16 protein-coding genes are annotated in these 16,000 nt (G+C 70.0%); 6 read left to right on the forward strand and 10 right to left on the reverse strand.

From position 1 onward, the window contains the following. Window positions 1–125 precede the first annotated feature (125 nt). From ACQEXA_RS28400 to ACQEXA_RS28410, 3 genes are all read right to left on the reverse strand, one after another. A complete protein-coding gene (locus ACQEXA_RS28400) occupies window positions 126–1,073 on the reverse strand; it encodes a hypothetical protein (RefSeq protein WP_432930217.1) in 948 nt (315 codons plus the stop codon). 140 nt (window positions 1,074–1,213) lie between these two features. After that, complete coding sequence (locus ACQEXA_RS28405) at window positions 1,214–2,644, reverse strand: DUF2252 domain-containing protein (protein WP_432930215.1); 1,431 nt, start codon at window positions 2,642–2,644, stop codon at window positions 1,214–1,216. Between the two features lie 286 nt (window positions 2,645–2,930). Next, window positions 2,931–3,065 carry a hypothetical protein gene (locus tag ACQEXA_RS28410; protein WP_432930214.1) on the reverse strand — a complete coding sequence of 45 codons (135 nt, stop codon included), beginning with the start codon at window positions 3,063–3,065 and terminating at the stop codon, window positions 2,931–2,933. A 436-nt stretch (window positions 3,066–3,501) separates the two neighbouring features. Between ACQEXA_RS28410 and ACQEXA_RS28415 the strand changes: the two genes are divergently transcribed. The 3 genes from ACQEXA_RS28415 (at window position 3,502) to ACQEXA_RS28425 (ending at window position 6,417) form a co-directional block, all read left to right on the forward strand. Next, window positions 3,502–4,623: a Dyp-type peroxidase gene (locus ACQEXA_RS28415; RefSeq protein WP_433131461.1), complete on the forward strand. Its 1,122-nt coding sequence runs from the start codon at window positions 3,502–3,504 to the stop codon at window positions 4,621–4,623. 5 nt (window positions 4,624–4,628) lie between these two features. Next, a complete protein-coding gene (locus ACQEXA_RS28420; RefSeq protein ID WP_432930210.1) occupies window positions 4,629–5,468 on the forward strand; it encodes a family 1 encapsulin nanocompartment shell protein in 840 nt (279 codons plus the stop codon). Between the two features lie 169 nt (window positions 5,469–5,637). Continuing rightward, window positions 5,638–6,417, forward strand: coding sequence for a lactate/malate family dehydrogenase (locus ACQEXA_RS28425; RefSeq protein ID WP_432930208.1), 780 nt, complete (start codon window positions 5,638–5,640; stop codon window positions 6,415–6,417). A 35-nt stretch (window positions 6,418–6,452) separates the two neighbouring features. On the opposite strand, the gene ACQEXA_RS28430 is transcribed toward ACQEXA_RS28425, so the two are convergent. From ACQEXA_RS28430 to ACQEXA_RS28445, 4 genes are all read right to left on the reverse strand, one after another. Further along, window positions 6,453–7,157: a YoaK family protein gene (locus ACQEXA_RS28430; RefSeq protein WP_360991083.1), complete on the reverse strand. Its 705-nt coding sequence runs from the start codon at window positions 7,155–7,157 to the stop codon at window positions 6,453–6,455. 184 nt (window positions 7,158–7,341) lie between these two features. Next, the gene (locus ACQEXA_RS28435) at window positions 7,342–7,827 is read right to left on the reverse strand and encodes a lipocalin-like domain-containing protein (RefSeq protein ID WP_433131463.1); all 486 of its coding nucleotides are present in this window, start codon (window positions 7,825–7,827) and stop codon (window positions 7,342–7,344) included. Between the two features lie 141 nt (window positions 7,828–7,968). Then, the gene (locus ACQEXA_RS28440; protein ID WP_433131465.1) at window positions 7,969–9,546 is read right to left on the reverse strand and encodes an aldehyde dehydrogenase (NADP(+)); all 1,578 of its coding nucleotides are present in this window, start codon (window positions 9,544–9,546) and stop codon (window positions 7,969–7,971) included. Then, entirely contained in the window at window positions 9,543–10,172 is a 630-nt protein-coding gene (locus ACQEXA_RS28445) for an isochorismatase family cysteine hydrolase (protein WP_432930202.1), read from the reverse strand. The genes ACQEXA_RS28440 and ACQEXA_RS28445 overlap by 4 nt, the downstream gene beginning before the upstream one ends. Window positions 10,173–10,399: 227 nt before the next feature. Between ACQEXA_RS28445 and ACQEXA_RS28450 the strand changes: the two genes are divergently transcribed. Both ACQEXA_RS28450 and ACQEXA_RS28455 read left to right on the forward strand, forming a co-directional pair. Beyond that, window positions 10,400–10,819 carry a TetR/AcrR family transcriptional regulator gene (locus tag ACQEXA_RS28450; RefSeq protein ID WP_432930200.1) on the forward strand — a complete coding sequence of 140 codons (420 nt, stop codon included), beginning with the start codon at window positions 10,400–10,402 and terminating at the stop codon, window positions 10,817–10,819. 31 nt (window positions 10,820–10,850) lie between these two features. Continuing rightward, complete coding sequence (locus ACQEXA_RS28455) at window positions 10,851–10,991, forward strand: hypothetical protein (protein WP_432930198.1); 141 nt, start codon at window positions 10,851–10,853, stop codon at window positions 10,989–10,991. A gap of 172 nt (window positions 10,992–11,163) precedes the next feature. Here the strand turns inward: ACQEXA_RS28455 and ACQEXA_RS28460 are convergent, their stop codons facing one another. Next, window positions 11,164–11,481 carry a putative quinol monooxygenase gene (locus tag ACQEXA_RS28460; protein WP_359390393.1) on the reverse strand — a complete coding sequence of 106 codons (318 nt, stop codon included), beginning with the start codon at window positions 11,479–11,481 and terminating at the stop codon, window positions 11,164–11,166. Between the two features lie 244 nt (window positions 11,482–11,725). Between ACQEXA_RS28460 and ACQEXA_RS28465 the strand changes: the two genes are divergently transcribed. Next, complete coding sequence (locus ACQEXA_RS28465; protein ID WP_433131467.1) at window positions 11,726–12,778, forward strand: LLM class flavin-dependent oxidoreductase; 1,053 nt, start codon at window positions 11,726–11,728, stop codon at window positions 12,776–12,778. A 295-nt stretch (window positions 12,779–13,073) separates the two neighbouring features. Here ACQEXA_RS28465 and ACQEXA_RS28470 read toward each other — a convergent pair whose 3' ends face one another. Together ACQEXA_RS28470 and ACQEXA_RS28475 are read right to left on the reverse strand one after the other, a co-directional pair. Then, window positions 13,074–14,834 carry a hypothetical protein gene (locus ACQEXA_RS28470; protein WP_432930192.1) on the reverse strand — a complete coding sequence of 587 codons (1,761 nt, stop codon included), beginning with the start codon at window positions 14,832–14,834 and terminating at the stop codon, window positions 13,074–13,076. Window positions 14,835–15,360: 526 nt separating this feature from the next. Beyond that, complete coding sequence (locus ACQEXA_RS28475; RefSeq protein WP_432930190.1) at window positions 15,361–15,669, reverse strand: hypothetical protein; 309 nt, start codon at window positions 15,667–15,669, stop codon at window positions 15,361–15,363. Window positions 15,670–16,000: the final 331 nt, after the last annotated feature.

The raw sequence follows: 16,000 nt of genomic DNA on the forward strand, positions 1-16,000 counted from the left end.
CCCGACCGAACCACGGACCTGGGCCCCCGCCCCTGAGGGCTGCCGTGCACGGGTGGCCGGACGACAGGGGACCGAGCAGTACGCCGTCCCCCTGACCCGCGCCACCGCAGACGGCGAGCACGGACTCAGCCGCGCAGTGCCACCAGCTCGGCTTCCTTCTCCGCCACCTGGGCCAGCAGCTGCTCCGCGATGTCCTCGAGAAGACCGTCGGGGTCGTCGGGAGCCAGCCGCAGCATCGAGCCGATCGCGCTCTCCTCCAGCTCCTGGGCCACCAGCGTGAGCATGTCCTTGCGCTGGGCAAGCCACTCGAGGCGGGCGTAGAGCTCCTCGCTGCGGCTCGGCCTGCGCTCCTTCGGGACCGGCCCGGCGGCCCACTCCGCGGACAGCTCCCGCAGCAGGGCCTCGTCGCCGCGGGCGTAGGCGACATTGACCCGGGCGATGAACTCGTCGCGCCGCGTGCGCTCCTCCTCGTCCTGAGCGAGGTCGGGGTGGGCCTTGCGGGCGAGCTCCCGGTACAGCTTGCGGGCCTCCTCGCTGGGACGGACACGCTGCGGAGGCCGCACAGGACGGTCCGTGAGCATGGCCTGGGCCTCCGGGAACAGTCCGTCGGAGTCCATCCAGCCGTGGAACAGCTCCTCGACGCCCGGCATCGGCATGACCCGGGCGCGTGCTTCGTCAGCGAGGCGTATGTCCTCGGCGGCGCCGGTCTGGGCGGCCCGCGCCTCGGCGATATCCGCCTCCAGTTCGTCGAGGCGGGCGTACATCGGGCCCAGCTTCTGGTGGTGCAGCCGGGAGAAGTTCTCGACCTCGACGCGGAAGGTCTCCACGGCGATCTCGTACTCGATCAACGCCTGCTCGGCGGCCCGCACGGCCCGCTCCAGCCGATCCTCGGGCCGCGCCCCGCCGTCCGGGCCCTCGCCGGTCCCCGGACCGTCTGCCCCGGAGCCCGCGCCTTCGCCGGACCCGGCACCGTCCACTCCCATGGCCGCACCTTCACCGGACCCGGGGCCTTCGGCAACCGGCTCCTCGGCGGCGGACAGGGACTCGCTCTGCTCGGCTTCGGGCGTCGTCACCGGACCAGCCTAAGACACGTACGCGGCACCGTTCTTCCGGTCGGGCGTGGGCGCCGGTGAGGGACGGGGGTGGGTGCGGGGGCGGACTCGGGGCAAGTCGGGAGATCGGGGGGCCTCCCCCCTCCCCTCCCCCTCCCCCCTCAGACCCCCATCTCCCCAGCAATCCGCCCCCCACGCACCGCAGCCACCAGTTCCGCGTGATCCGCCTCCGTACGGTCCGCGTAGGACACGGCGAACGTGGCTATCGCCTCGTCCAGCTCGTCGTTCTTTCCGCAGTAGCCCGAGATCAGGCGCGGGTCGGCGCTGTGCGCGTGGGCACGGGCCAGCAACGCTCCGGTCATGCGGGCGTAGTCGTCTATCTGGTCGGGGGCCAGGGCGGCGGGGTCGACGCTGCCCTTGCGGTTACGGAACTGCCGTACCTGGTAGGGACGTCCGTCGACCGACGTCCAGCCCAGCAGGATGTCGCTGACCACCTGCATGCGCTTCTGGCCGAGGACGACCCGGCGGCCCTCGTGCTCCACGTGCGGCACCGGGTGGCCGGCCGTGGCCAGGTGGGGGAGCAGAGCGGACGGACGCGCCTCCTTGACCTGCAGGATCAGCGGCTCGCCACGGTGGTCGAGCAGCAGCACCACATAGGAACGCGTGCCCACGCTGCCCGTACCGACCACGCGGAACGCCACATCGTGCACCGCGTACCGGGCCAGCAGCGGAAGGCGGTCCTCGGACAGCGTGGTCAGATACTGCTCCAGCGACGCCGCGACCGCCGCCGCCTCGCCGTCCGGTATGCGCCGCAGCACCGGCGGTGCGTCCACGAAGTGGCGGCCGCCGCCCTCGACCGGTTCCGTGGACTTCGCCGCGAAGCGTCCGCTCGTGTTGTTCCGTGCCTTCTCCGAGACCCGCTCCAGCGTGCCGAGCAGGTCGTGGGCGTCCGTGTGGGAGACGAGCTCCTCGTCGGCGATCGCGTTCCAGGCGTCCAGGACCGGGAGCCTGGCCAGCAGGCGCATGGTGCGCCGGTACGCGCCCACGGTGTCGCGCGCCGCCTGCCGGCATGTGTCCTCGTCGGCTGCCGCCTCACGGCCGGCGAGGACCAGCGATGTGGCGAGGCGCTTGAGGTCCCACTCCCAGGGGCCGTGCACCGTCTCGTCGAAGTCGTTCAGGTCGATGACCAGGCCGCCGCGTGCGTCCCCGTACAGGCCGAAGTTGGCCGCGTGGGCATCGCCGCAGATCTGGGCGTTGATGCCGGTGCTCGGCGTGCGTGCGAGGTCGTGGGCCATGAGGCCGGCCGAGCCGCGCAGGAACGCGAAGGGGGAGGCCGCCATCCTGCCGACGCGTATCGGCGTGAGTTCGGGGATCCGACCGCGGTTGGACTCCTCGACCGCGGTGACCGCGTCCGGGCGGTCGCCGTCCACCGGCAGCTCGGCGTGCGACCGTCGCCGCACCCGGGCGCGCAGGGCCTTGCCCTCTTCCTTGGGGGAGTCTGCGACCGGCCACCGCGCGAAGCCCCGCACCGAAGGGATCCTGGGCGTCTGCCGCGGCACTGCCGTTTCGATCCCTGCACCGACCTCGGTCATGACGACCGCCTCCCCCGCTGTCCACGCAGCCGTACGAACATCAACTGCGGATGACCGTACAGCGGGTCGTCGAGAGGCGTCAGACCCTGTGGATAAGTCCGCGAGGGTGGAAAACGGGGTGGGAACAGCGATGGAGGCGGTGGTGGAGGCGCCCCCTCGAGCGCCGCGTTGCCCGAGGACACAAGCCCGAAGGACTCCCAGACGCTCCGACCGCACGTGGGGCCCGGGAGCGGACACCGTGTCCACGGCGGGGGGCGAGGGTCGGCCCGAGCCGGGTGCGGAGTGATCAGCGGTTGAGGACCTGCGGCTCGCCGAGGAGCTCGACACCCGTGCCGCGGTGCTTGTGGACAACGCCCGCCTCTACGGCCGGGAACGTTTCCCAACGCTGGGGCAGCCGCCACACCCGCAGTGGCAAGACCATCTGGGTCGACCTCGCGCTCGCCTCCGAGCAGCCCGCGTGACAGGACCGCCGGGCCGCGACCATGCACTCCGGCGGTTCCGTACGGACCAGGGACGGAAGGCACTGGACTGGGGCCGGCTGCGCCGTGAGGGTCGCGGGTCGTACCCACCGCCGTAGGCGGCAACGGGCAGGCGGCAGACCGCTCCACGACCGGAAGCGCACTCGACCGCGATCTGTCGCGCCCCGAACCGCCGTCCCGCCGTGCTCACGCTCCGTCATGGGCCTCGGTGGCAGACCCGTTGGGGCCGCCCTATGGTGAGAGAACGTTTCCCGTCACCGCCGCACCGCCCGGCACACCGTGAGCAGCCGGACCGGTACGCAGCCCCCGGGGCGTGGCGGCGGCTCAAAGGGCGTGGACGCCCGCCTTCCCTCGTGCCTCGGGAAAGGGGTGTGGCTCGTGGCCGAACGCTCCGAGGAGCCGGTCCCCCAGTCGGTGCTCTCCCCGTTGACGGCTGCCGCCATCTTCCTCGTGATGACCGTCGATCGCGGCGGTGAGCCGGTCGTCCGCTCGCTGCTGTCCGACATGAACGGCCTGCAACGCACCGTCGGCTTCCGTGCCACGGCCGAGGGGAGGCTGAGTTGTGTCACGGGTATCGGATCCGATGCGTGGGACCGTCTGTTCTCGGGTCCGCGCCCGGCGGAGCTGCACCCCTTCCGCGAACTGGCCGGACCTCTGCACCGCGCCGTGTCCACGCCCGGTGACCTGCTCTTCCACATCCGGGCCGCACGACCGGATCTGTGCTTCGCGCTGGCCGCGGAGATCATGGAGCGCCTCCGTGGCGCCGTGACGATGCGCGACGAGGTGCATGGTTTCAAGTACTTCGACGTACGGGACCTGCTCGGCTTCGTCGACGGGACGGAGAACCCGGTGGGGCCGGCCACGAGCGCGGCCGTCCTGGTCGGCGACGAGGATCCCCCCTTCACGGGCGGAAGCTACGTGATCGTGCAGAAGTACATCCACGATCTCCAGGCGTGGAACGCCCTCCCGGTGGAGGCGCAGGAGATGGTGATCGGACGCCGGAAGCTGTCCGACATCGAACTGGACGACGAGATCAAACCGGCCGACTCGCATGTCGCGCTCACCACGCTCGAGGACCCGGACGGTACGAAACACGAGATCCTGCGGGACAACATGCCCTTCGGCGCCGTCGGCAAGGGCGAGTTCGGCACCTACTTCATCGGCTATGCCCGCACCCCAGCGGTGACGGAGACCATGCTGGAGCGCATGTTCCTCGGCGCGCCCCCCGCGTCCCACGACCGGATCCTGGACTTCTCCACCCCGGTCACCGGATCGCTGTTCCACGTGCCCACCAGCGATTTCCTCGACGACCTTCCCGACCCACCCGATGCGAGCGCTTCCGCAGCCGGAACCGAGACCGAACTCGAGGCCGAACTCGAAGCCCCTCCGGCAGCCGACGCCGATGCCGATGGCACCCGTACTACGACCGGCGCGATGCCCCTCGCGCACCTGGCGGCTCCGGACGATTCCCTCGGGATCGGTGACCTGAAGGGCAGTTGACGCCGATGAACAACCTTCACCGCGAACTGGCGCCCATCTCCGCCGTCGCCTGGGCGGACCTGGAGGAGGAGGCGCGGCGTACGTTCAGGCGCCATGTGGCGGCCCGCCGGATCGTCGACGTGCCCGAGCCCGAAGGCCTGGAACTGTCCGGCGTGGGAACCGGTCATCTGCAGACCGTCGATGCCCCCGCCGAGGGGGTCCTGGCCCGTACCCGCCTGTACCAGCCCGTCGTGGAACTCCGTGTTCCGTTCACCGTCGACCGGCAGCAGGTCGACGACGTCGCACGCGGAGCCAAGGACGCCGACTGGCAACCGGTGAAGGACGCCGCCCGGCGGATCGCGTACGCCGAGGACCGGGCCGTGTTCGAAGGCTACGCCTCCGCCGGCATCGCCGGTCTGCGCGCGAGCTCCTCCAACCCGGTCCTGACCCTGCCCGCTGAGGTGCGCGCCTACCCCGACGCCGTCAGCCAGGCCATCAGCGCGCTGCGGCTGGCGGGCGTGGGCGGCTCTTACACCCTGGCGCTGAGCGCCGAGGCGTACACCGCCGTCAGTGAGACCGCCGATTACGGCTACCCGGTCATCAACCACATCGCCAGGCTCCTGGACGGCGACATCGTGTGGGCGCCCGCCATCGACGGGGCCTTTCTCGTGTCCACCCGGGGCGGCGACTTCGAACTGCGCATCGGCCAGGACCTGTCGATCGGGTACCTGTCGCACGACGACAGCACCGTGCAGTTGTACTTCCAGGAGACGCTCACCTTCCTCGCCTACACGAGCGAGGCGGTCGTGGCCCTTGAGCCGCCGTCACCGCCGCCGGGCCACCCGGAAGGAGAGGTGGCGCGGTGAAGGCCGGAGTCATCGGCGTGGGCGCGGTCGGATCCGCCACCGTGCTGTCGCTGGTCGAACGCGGCGGCACCTGCCGGGAGATCGTGGTGATCGACCGGCACAGCGCACGGGGCGGCCGGAGTCGCCGCCGACATGCGGGTACGCCGCACCGCTGTCCCCCACGGTCGATGTGCGCTGCGGAGGCTACGACGACCTGGCGGACGCCGCCGTCGTCGTGATCACCGCGGGGGTGAACGAGAAGGCCGGCGGTGCCACCGACCGCTCCGACCCCCAGGGCCGGCTGCGGCTGCTGGAGACCAACGCCAAGGTGTACGCGGACATCGTCCCGAAGGTCGTCGCCGTCGCGCCGCAGGCGGTGCTGATGGTGGTCACCGATCCGCCCGATCCGCTGGCGGACCTCACCCTGCAACTGGCCGGACACGACCGGGTGTTCTCCACGGGCACGCTGATCGACAGTCTGCGGTTCCGTGTCCAGCTCGCCGACCGGCTCAAGGTCCGGCCACGCGATGTGCAGGCCCTGGTGGTGGGCGAGCACGGCACCTCGGAGGTGCTGCTGTGGTCCTCGGCGACGGTCGGCGGCATCCCCGTCACCGATCTGCTCGCGGAGACCGGCAGACCCCTGGAGGAGGTACGCAAGGAGGTCGAGAACGACATCCGGTACGCCAATATCACCATCATCGAAGGTACGGGGGCCAGCCAGTACGGCATCGGAGCCGTCTCCGCCCGGCTCCTCGAGGCGGTCCTGCGCGACGAACGCGCGGTGCTGCCGGTCGCCGCCCGCTCCTCCCGCCACGACGTCACCCTGTCCCTGTCCAGCGTGCTGGGTGCGGGCGGTGTCCAGCAGATGCACGAGCCCGCGATGACACCCGAGGAGCACAAGGCCCTGGCCCACAGCATCGAGGTTCTGCGGGAGTCCACCAGGCGCGCCATCGCCACCGGTACGGCCTGAGCGCCCTGTTCGGCCACAGCAGGCCACCTCGCGATTCAGGCCCCGCGACGGGCCCGGACCAGGGGCCCGCGGGCGATGAGGGCCGCTGCGGTGACGAGTACGAAGGGGAGGACGCCGGCCCATTCCGGTGCGGTCCGCCGCAGCGCCATGGTGGCCGCCGCGCCCACGATCAGACCCAAGAGCCGGAGGGGGACCCACCGGTTGGGGGGCGTCGAGGCGCTGCCGACGCCGCGCACGATGTAGGTGGCGAGCGTGCCGGTCAGATAGGTGGTGGGAGCGGCCGCCCGCCCGGCCGCCACCATGGCCGCGGCCTGTACGCCCATCGTCAGGGCGGCGCCGCACTGCAGCACGTGCCGCACCATGATGCTCGGCGCGCCACCGACCGCGGCCCAGACCCCCGCGCCGACAGCGAGCAGAACCGCCTCACCGACCAGGCAGACCATCACGCGCGGCGGCCAGTGGGTGGCGATACCCGTGGCGCCCCGGGTGACCCAGGCGGCCAGCACGGCACCCACGCCGAAGCCCACCAAGGCCAGCAGTGCCGCATTCACACCTGCGCTGCGCGACTCACCGATCGCCATCCCGAGCAGCGCCAGGTTGCTCGTCATGACACCGGCGAAGACCCGGTCCAGGGCGGTGAACGAGATGGCCTCCACCGCGCCGGAAGCGGTCACGAGCAGCACCACGGCGATCCGCAGCACCCGGTCCGGCTCGCCCCCCGCCTCCACATGGGCGCCCATGCCAGCTCCTCCCGACAGGAGTCACCCACAGTAATATGACGATCTGCTACCGGTGACGAACCGCGCCGGACAACCCACGGGCTGGACACCGCCCCTGCACGGTGGCCTGGGGGCCGGCCTCGTCGAGTGCAGCCCCCGCTGGGCGGACAAGACGGCCTCGCCGTGAGGGACGCCGCTACCTGGGTCAGCTCACTCTCCGCCACGTGAGTTCGGCTGTGCGGTCCGCGCCCCACAGACGGGTAGGGGTGGCAAGGCTCAGCTTCAGGAACTCGCCTTCGAAGCCGACTCTTCTGATTTGGGGCCGTCCGACCCAGTTCGGGAAGAGGCCGGTGGTGACCTGGTGCTCGACGGTCGTCGGATCGACGACGGTGAAGGGGCCACCGTAGGCGACGTAGGTCATCGCTGCCAGGGCCAGTTCATCCGCCGTGGCTTCCTCGAGACGATCGGATCCCAGGCCCGGGCGATCACTGCGGCACTGCTGGGCGGACATGTAACCCTCGGGTGTGTAGACGATCAGCCCGTGCGGCTGAGGGCCGAGGGGGTCGATGACCTGGCCGTCCGCGTCTGTCGCGGTGTACGACACGAGTTCCCACGCGCCCAGCAGTTTCTTGCGTACGTCTTCGCAGGCCGCGTGTTCGCGGCTTGCCGCCGCTTGGCCGTTGGTTGTCATTGATGTGCGGCTTTCATCCATGGGTTCGTCATTCAGCTCCTTTGCGCGCGGCTGTCCGTAGCGAGGTACGCGCCGGGGTCAGGGGGAAGAACAGGGGCGCCGTGAGGCGAAGGGGCCCCTGTGAGGCGGAGACGAAGGACGTCAGTCGCGGGTGAGTTCGCCGTCGACGAGGCGCCACAGGTGCAGTGGGTTGGCCTCGCGCAGCGGCTCGGGCAGCAGCTCGTCGGGGAAGTTCTGGTAGGTGACCGGACGCAGGAACCGCTCGATCGCGCTCATCCCGACGGAGGTGAAGCGACTGTCGGAGGTGGCCGGGAACGGGCCTGTGTAGACAGAGGCAGAGGTCGCCTCCTGCGGGATGGAGAAAGCGTTGAACACGATGCGGCCGGTGCGGCGTTCCAGGATCGGCAGGAGCTGAACGGCAACGGCATGGTCGCTCACTTCGGCGTGGACGGTGGCCGACAGCTGCCCCCTGAAGACGCGGGCGGCTTCCTGCAGTTGCTCCAGGCCGGTCAGCCGGACCAGCAGGACGGAGGGGCCGAAGACCTCCTCACGGAGGGCCGGTTGGGACAGCAGCTGTTCACCGGTGACCTCGTAGAGCAGGGACTGGCCGTCCCATGCGTGGATCGGAGCCTGTCCCGCGCCGATCCGGATGGCGCCGCTGTCCTGCATCCGCCGTACGTTGCCCGTGTAGGCGTCGTGGATGCCGGGCGTGAGCATGGTCCGCGCGGCGGCCTTCTCCACCTCGGCCCTTGCCGCGTCGCGCAGTTCCGCGAAGCCCGGCCCGTCGACGGCGAGGAGGACGGCCGGCTTCAGGCAGGCCTGCCCGACGTTGTACTGCGCGCGCTGGGCAAGGCCGGCGCCGATCTCCGCGCCGCGGGCCGCGAGAGCGGCGGGCAGGACGAAGGTCGGATTGACGCTGGTCATCTCGGTGAACACCGGGATGGGGTCGGGACGCTGCTGGGCCCGGCGATACAGGGCCATGCCGCCGCCCTCGGACCCGGTGAAGGTGACCGCCCGGACCAGCGGGTGGTCCACCAGGGCCTCGCCGATCTCGTTGCCGGCGCCCCGGATCAGCGAGAAGACGCCTTCGTGCAGTCCCGCCTCGGCGACGGCCTGCTGGATGGCGCGGCCCTGGATCTCGGAGGAACCGGGGTGGGCGTTGTGCGCCTTGAGGACGACGGGGCAGCCGGCGGCCAGGGCCGAGGCGGTGTCGCCGCCCGCGACCGAGTACGAGATCGGGAAGTTGCTCGCGCCGAAGATCACGACGGGTCCGAGGGCTACCTTCTGCAACCGGTGGTCCAAGCGCGGTGCGGGCTGCCGACTCGGCTGGGCGGGGTCGACGGCCGCCTGGAGGAACCGGCCCTGACGCACAACGGTGGCGAACTTGCGGAAGTTCGCCGCGGTCCTCAGGGTCTCCCCCTCGAACTGGGCGGCGGGCAGTCCGGTCTCCAGCGAGGTACGTGCGGCGAGTTCGTCCTTGACCGCCTCGAGCTTGTCCGCGACGAGGTCGAGGAACGCGGCCCGCTCGGCCAGACCGGTGTGGCTGTAGCTGTCGAAGGCTTCGTCGGCCAGGCGCAGGGCCCGGTCGACCTCGGCCACGCCGCCGAAGGCGAACTCGGGCTCCAAGTACTCCCCGGTGGCGGGGTTGAGCGCCTTCATCGTGCCCGCGGTGGCAGGCACCTGGGCCGCTCCGATCAGCAGGTCTCCGGTCAATGTCATGCCCGAGCCTCCTCGAACGCGGTGGTGAGCTCGTCAGTGGTGACGATGGCGTGGGCGTAGGTGGGGCCGTTCAGTTTGTGAGCGGCGTGCATCATCTCGGGGCGGAGGGCCGCGGTGGCGTCACGGACCAGCGTGACGTAGTAGCCGAGTTCCATGGCGAAACGCGCGGTGGCCTCGATGCAGGTGTTGGCCAGCAGGCCCACGATCGCCACGTGGGTGATGCCGTGCTGCTTGAGCTGCATGTCCAGGTCGGTGTTGGCGAACCCGCTCGATCCCCAGTGCTCCTGGGCGACGACCTCGCCCCGCTGCGGCTGGAAGTCGGGGTGGAACTCCCCGCCCCAGGAGCCCCTGGCGAAGTGGTGCATCTGCTGGATCTTGCGCTGTGAGGGGTTCGGGTGGTCCCAGGAGTCGTAGTCCCCCGGCTCCCAGCGGCGGTGCGGGACGAACACCACGCGCACACCGGCTTCCCGGGCCGAGGCGATCACGGAGCGCAGATGGTCCAGCAGACCGACCGCTTTGGCCACGGGCTCCAGATGCGGCCAGACCTTGCCGCCCTCGGAGATGAAGTCATTGAAGGGGTCGACCAGCAGAACCGCCGTCCGGCGGGGGTCGTAGGTCTCGGACATGGTTCCTCCCAAAACTGGATGATGAAGGACATCTAGATTCAGGATTACCATCATCATCCTGAGAGTCAAATGACGCCTCGGACTCGAGGCAGGGGGCCAGGGGGCGGATCACTTCCCGCAGCAGAGGCCGCCGTGGCGGACCGGGCGCGGAGCAGCACGAATCACATCTGTATGATGAATGTCATCCAGATTGCCGAGTCAAGAGACAGATACCGGGAGGTCATGACATGGGCCACTCCCAGGCAGCCAGAGCCGCGTCGCGTGAGCGCGTCCTGCAGGCCACCGCCCGACGCATCCGTGAGGAGGGCCTCACGCGCCCGGGCGTCGCGGACCTGATGAAGGAGGCGGGCCTGACCCACGGCGGGTTCTACAAGCACTTCACCTCGCGTGACGACCTGATCACGCAGGCCGCGGCCCTGGCCCTGAAGGAGGGCTCGGCGAAGATGGAGCGGGCCGCGCGGACGAACGAGCAGGCACCACGGACCGGCCTCATCGACTCCTACCTCGCCAAGCAGCACCGCGACGCGCCCGGCACCGGATGCGCCCTGGTCACGCTCGGCGCCGCCGCCGGGCGCGGTGACCAAGGCCTCAAAGAGGCCTACGAAAGGCAGGTCCGCAACGTACCTGGACCTCATCGCCGGCCTTGACGACGGTTCCGAAGAGGCGCGGGCCGAGGCGATGCTCACCCTCAGCGCCCTGGTCGGCGCCATGCTCATGGCCAGGGCGGTAGCCGACCCAGCCTTGTCCGACGAGCTTCTGACCACGGTCGCCGACCGGCTCAAGCAACGGCAGTCACATGATTCGGCGCCCGCCGCCTGACGCGCAGGCCCGAGGCACGCGGGCTGTCAGACCGCGCCGCCCGCACCGTGAACCGCCTCCGGCGTACGGGGTTCGGCGGCACCCCGCGGACGACGCCCGACTCCGGCTCCGGCTCCGGCTCCGGCTCCGGCTCCGGCAAGAACTGCCAACAGCCCGGCTCTGGCGAGAGCCGCTATTCGGACCCGGCAGGGTGTTTGCCGGCGTAGGGCCGAAGGCGGTCGATCTCGGTTCTTTCCGCGTACTTCTCGCACTCCGACAGGAGGTGACGGACGTACGGCTGACGCCCATGCTCCTCGAAGGCGTCGTGGTCGGCGTAGAGCTCGAAGAAGACGCGCTGGTTCGCCGCGCCCTCGACTTCGTTGCACACGTACACCAGCGTGCCGGGCTCGTGCGCACGGATCGCCGCAGCGGTCTCCCGGACCAGGTTGTCAAACGCTTCTCCTGCACCCTCGCGCAGCGTGAAGCGGACACAAAGCGCCACCGGGCTCATTCCTGCCTCCTTCCCGTCCTCCCAGTCTCACCACGCATCGCCCGTCCCGCTCGCGGACGGCTCGTCGCACCGTCCCTGAGCCGGGCATCAGCGACGGCCGGAGCAAAGGAAAGAAGAAGAACAAGTCGCGGCTGTTCAGAACTGCCCCGCCCGCTTGAGCCGGCCCGTGAGACGGACGCCCGCCAGTTGCCCGATGCGACTGACGTACCGGCATCACCACATCGTTCAAGGATCAGGAGCGCTCGTGGACATCAGTCAGCACCAACCGGGTGAGGTTCGTTCGGTGCGGAGGGCCGGGGAACCGCCGTCGGCAGCCGGACTTCTGCCGCCGCTGTCCGTCCTCGACCTGGCGTTGACAGAAGAGGGCGCCGGAGCCCGCGACGCCCTGGCCGCGGTGGTCTCGACCGCGCGACGGGCCAGTGAACTCGGCTTTCGCAGGGTCTGGGTGGCCGAGCACCACAGGTATCGGTCTGTCGGCAGCGTCGCGCCCGCTGTGCTGTCGTCCCATCTCGCGGCCTCGACCTCCGGGGTCAGGGTCGGCTCGGGTGGGGTCCTGCTGACGAACCACGCTCCGCTCGCCGTCGCCGAGCAGTTCACCACGCTGGCAGCGCTCCACCCCGGTCGCATCGACCTGGGCATCGGCCGCGGTCCGGGCACGAACGACCTCGACACCATCCGTGCCCTGCGCCGCGGAGCCGATCGGGCGACCGACGACGAGTACCGTGCCGGCCTCGTCGAACTGCTGGAGTATCTGGCCGATGCGGATGCCCGGCGAGTGCTGCCGGGGGCCGACGCGTTTCCCGAGCCGTGGCTCCTGTCATCGAGCGTCGGCGGTTCCGAGCTCGGATTGCCGCTCGCCTTCGCACATCACATTCGACCGGACAACACGCTTGAGGCGCTGGGGCGTTACCGGGAGCAGTTCCGGGCTTCGCGGTGGTGTGAGCGCCCTCGGGTGCTGGTGAGTGTGGAGACCCTCTGCGCGCCGACCCATGCCGAGGTCGACCGTCTCGGTCGACCGGCGATGCTCGCCATGGCTGCGGCCGTGGAGGGCCGTGGAGCCGAGGCGCCGCTGCTGTCTCCGGCGAAGGCCGCGACAGAGACGCTGAACCCGGCGCTGGAGGAGCGGCTCGGACGGATGCGTGCTGCTCAGGCGTACGGGACCCCTGAAGAGGCGCGTCGACGGCTGTCGGCCGTGGCGTCACAAACCGGGGCAGACGAACTGATGCTGTCGACCCCCGTCTACGACCTGAACGAGCGGATGCGTTCGCTTTCCTTGGTTGCTGCCGCCAAGCCCTGAAACCGTCATGGGGTGGCAGCGCTGGTCAACGAGCAGGGCCCCGCCGTGCGACGTCTCAGATCTTCGACCAGAAGGACGAAAAACGGGCCCCGCCGTGACTGCCGCCACTGGCTGAGACCCGCTTTATCGGTACTTCGTGGTGAGGCACCCGACGAAATGCGCTGATCAGGGGCCGCGCCACCCTCATCAAAGATCGTTTCCCCCAGTCCAGATCGGAGCGTGCCCCGATACCTGCGCGTCCACGCCGCCATGGGAGCGGTCTACGGTCGGCGGCTATCGCAGTGGACCGCGTGCCTCACTGCCTGACGGTGAAGTACTGCCATGCACCCCAAGTGTTGAGGTTGCCGGTGTCTTTGCTGCTGTGGACGTACTCGGCCCGCATACGGAACTTGCTGTTGACCGCCTTGGTGAGGCTCAGCGTCGCGTAGCCGGTGCTCGAGGTGCTGAGCTTGCGGCAGGAGGAGGTGCTCTGTGTGTGCCAGGCACCGCCGTAGTACCGCTGGATCTGGAATTGCACGCACTGGCCGGCCTTGTTGGGCGTGACCGTGGCGTTCAGCTTGGCCTCGGCGGTGTGGTGGTAGACCCGGTAGAGGAGGCTGGCGTAGTGGGTGCTCCCGTAGTAGCCGCTGAGCGACTCGGACACCTTGGCGTAGGCCGACGCGGTCGTGGCGGCTGTGACCGGGGCGAAACGGTAGTCACCGGCGAAAGCCGCGGTGAAGGTGGTCCTGCGGGTGAGTTTGTAGGTCGTGACCAGGTCGCCGTGGCTGTTCACCGTGCCGGTCTCGATCAGCGCCTTCTTGCCGCCGTAAGGCTGTGCGTAGATGGCGAGGGTACGGCCGTTATAGGTGGTGCCGAGGTGGGCGGTGACCTTTGCGGTCGCGCCGTAGGCGTACGACGGAGCGTCGGTCTTGATGGACACCGCAGTGGCACTGCGGGAGACCTGGACGGTCGCGGACGCGCTGACGGTCTGATGGGTGGAGTCACCCGCGTAGGTCACGGTGTAGGTGTTGGCTCCACCGACCTGCGGGACATCGGCAATGTGGAACGTGCCGTCGGCGGACAACAGCGCATCGGGCAGCGCCACACCGGCGGGATGGGCCAGGTCGCTCTTGACCACGTGAACGGCCTCACCGGATGAGTACGGAGCCGCCGACAGCTGCCCGGAGACGGTGAGTTGGGCCGTCCGGCCGGATGTCACCGGGGCGGTGAGGTCAAGGATGGGCTGACTCGGGGGTGGGAGCTGCCCCGGAACCGTGAACGTGTACGCAGCCGCGTTCTGCGTCCGGTTCCCGGCCACATCGACCCCGACGACGTAAAGGGTGTGCGCTCCCCAGGACAGGGCGGTCGTCAGACTGCCGTTGCCCTCCGCGTCGGCGGGAACCCGGGCGGCACCGATGCCCGGTTCCTGGTCCAGGGCGTACTCGAAGTGGTCCAAGCCGCTGGCCTGGCAGTCCGGGGCCCCCGCCTCGGCGCACCCGCTGGGCAGGGGATCGCTGGTGGAGCTGAAGCTGAACGTGGTGGGCTGCCCGGCAGCCTTCGTGGGCGTTCCCGGGCTGCCCACCGGAGGGAAGTCCGGGTTGGTGACGACCGGGGTGAGGGGCGCGCTCCCGTCCACCCTGAAGTAGCAGGGCTCGGTCGGGGTCGAGTACGCCGTCCCGTCGTACGTCGACGCGTGCCAGCCGTAAGTGTGCCCGTCCGCCAGGGGCAGCGGGACGTACACGGACTGGACGGGCCCGGGCAGCCCGGAGACGGACCCGTCGGCCGCCTGCGAACCGTCCACGTCCCACATGTGGACGATTCCCTGGTACGTCACCCCGTTGACCGTGGGCCGCGGTACGCCGATGGAGACGGTCATCCCCGTGGGAGGTGGACTGGACACGGTCCGCCAGGTCGGGCTGCTGTCGCTGCCGCAGTCCGCTCCGGCCGGCAATGTAGGCGCCGGCAGTGCCTGGTCGATCGGGGTCTCGTCGGCGGCCGCTGCCGCCGGAAACGCTGCCACGATCGCGCCGGCCAGCAGCAGCGCGAGCCTGCCGCGCTGGTGCGCGGTTCGATTCACAGGTGTCTTCCTTCCGGGCCGTGCCCGTACGTCAGTGTCGAATGCCTGCGCTCTCGCGGGGGCAGCGCCCGGGGGCCAGGTTGCGCACACGGCGATTGCCAGGGCGGCATGCGTCTCCCCACGCACGCGGCCTTTCCCCCCGCTGCTGCGCTACGGGACCGCAGAGCACCCGGACGCTAACACCGCCTCGAAGGACCCCACCGTCCCTTGATCAACTATTTACAGGGCACCGATGAAACGTCCTGATCAGCGGTTGACATCGCGCCCGTGAAGATCGCTTCCTGCCGCCACCGAGATCATCTCCCACAGCAGATCACGCCATGTGGACCGCCAAGATCGCACTCCAAGGCCCTGTCATCACATTGGCGCCGGTCGCCCGCAGGGCGGGCGCCCGCGGCGTCTGGTGCGGTGCATCGCAAGGCGGAAGTCGTCCTCGTAATGGGCTACTCGGACGATTCGACGACGCAGCGAAGTGCCATGCCAGGCGTTGTCGGCAGGCGGGAATTTGACGACAGGGCCTTCGGAATCAGGTGAGCGTGTAGTCGCCGATGGGCGCCGACTCCGTTCCGTCCTCATACACGGCCGTGACCCGGTAGTAAAGCGTGGAGTCCCGTGGTGCGGTGGCGTCCGTGTACCACGACGTGTCCGGCGTCAGAGGTGTGCCGGTGAGCCTGGCGTAGGCCCCGGCCTCCCGGTCCCAGCGGTAGACGTGGAAGCCGATCGCGGTGCCGTGCCCGTCCCTTTCAGGCTCGTAGTCCCAATGGAGTTCGCCCCAGTCGTACGTCTCCAGAAACCCGAGCGGCGCGCCGTCCCGGGTACCGACGGTAGGAGTCATGTCGAGTTCGGTCACGTCCACCACGGCCGCGCCGAACGCCTGATGCAGTGGCGTCGTGGGCGACGTGCGTGAGCACGTCGCCCACGCAACGGTGGAGGCCCTGGTGGTCAGCTACGGTGGCCCCTCCGCAGACTGGCGAACAGTGGCGCCCGGTTCACGTCTGTGTCTGGAAGCCGATCTCGGATGCCGTGCACTGCCCGGTCCCCGGGGACGGTCGGTGTCGAAGGCATCGTGCCCAAGAGCCTTGAGCAGCCGTACATGCCGGCCAGGAGGGTCAGGAGCAGAGTCGCCACAAGGTGGTGGCGCTCCCGGCGTCCGCCAGGGGGACGGT

It is taken from the genome of Streptomyces sp. CA-106110, from assembly GCF_050936285.1.
In the GTDB taxonomy this organism is placed as follows: Bacteria; Actinomycetota; Actinomycetes; order Streptomycetales; family Streptomycetaceae; genus Streptomyces.

Bases quoted from the DNA above. Each gene is read 5' to 3' on its own strand.
- ACQEXA_RS28410 (WP_432930214.1), bottom strand. From the start codon at position 3,065: ATGGTCTTGCCACTGCGGGTGTGGCGGCTGCCCCAGCGTTGGGAAACG.
- ACQEXA_RS28445 (WP_432930202.1), bottom strand. From the start codon at position 10,172: ATGTCCGAGACCTACGACCCCCGCCGGACGGCGGTTCTGCTGGTCGAC.
- ACQEXA_RS28405 (WP_432930215.1), bottom strand. From the start codon at position 2,644: ATGACCGAGGTCGGTGCAGGGATCGAAACGGCAGTGCCGCGGCAGACG.
- ACQEXA_RS28455 (WP_432930198.1), top strand. From the start codon at position 10,851: ATGCTCACCCTCAGCGCCCTGGTCGGCGCCATGCTCATGGCCAGGGCG.
- ACQEXA_RS28430 (WP_360991083.1), bottom strand. From the start codon at position 7,157: ATGGGCGCCCATGTGGAGGCGGGGGGCGAGCCGGACCGGGTGCTGCGG.
- ACQEXA_RS28420 (WP_432930210.1), top strand. From the start codon at position 4,629: ATGAACAACCTTCACCGCGAACTGGCGCCCATCTCCGCCGTCGCCTGG.
- ACQEXA_RS28440 (WP_433131465.1), bottom strand. From the start codon at position 9,546: ATGACATTGACCGGAGACCTGCTGATCGGAGCGGCCCAGGTGCCTGCC.
- ACQEXA_RS28435 (WP_433131463.1), bottom strand. From the start codon at position 7,827: ATGACAACCAACGGCCAAGCGGCGGCAAGCCGCGAACACGCGGCCTGC.
- ACQEXA_RS28450 (WP_432930200.1), top strand. From the start codon at position 10,400: ATGGGCCACTCCCAGGCAGCCAGAGCCGCGTCGCGTGAGCGCGTCCTG.
- ACQEXA_RS28460 (WP_359390393.1), bottom strand. From the start codon at position 11,481: ATGAGCCCGGTGGCGCTTTGTGTCCGCTTCACGCTGCGCGAGGGTGCA.
- ACQEXA_RS28475 (WP_432930190.1), bottom strand. From the start codon at position 15,669: ATGACTCCTACCGTCGGTACCCGGGACGGCGCGCCGCTCGGGTTTCTG.